The organism is Desulfocicer niacini (assembly GCF_054657595.1).
This window is the reverse complement of the sequence record NZ_BAAHYK010000199.1, coordinates 1-370: the sequence shown is the minus strand read 5'-3', so window position 1 is coordinate 370 and position 370 is coordinate 1. Positions and strand designations below refer to the sequence as shown.

Genomic DNA, 370 nt, shown 5'->3' with positions numbered 1-370 from the left:
ATCCCCTTAACCTTCCGGCACCGGGCAGGCGTCAGACCCTATACTTCGTCTTGCGACTTTGCAGAGTCCTATGTTTTTAGTAAACAGTCGCTACCGCCATTTCTCTGCGACCCTCATCCGCTTTGTGGAGCAAGTCCACTAACAGTTAAGGGCATACCTTATCCCGAAGTTACGGTATTATTTTGCCGAGTTCCTTAACCAGGGTTCTCTCAAGCGCCTCGGGATACTCTCCCTGCCTACCTGTGTCGGTTTACGGTACGATCACCGGTTATCTCGATAGAGGCTTTTCTTGGCAGCATGGGTGCAGTCAGTTTATGGGATAAATCCCTCCTCATCACTTCTCAGCCTTATAAAGAAACGGATTTTCCTG

At 49.5% G+C, this 370-nt stretch carries 1 rRNA gene; it reads right to left on the bottom strand.

The annotated features are described in order from the left end of the window. A 23S ribosomal RNA gene (locus ACYQ2M_RS25375) occupies positions 1-370 on the bottom strand; the annotation flags it as partial.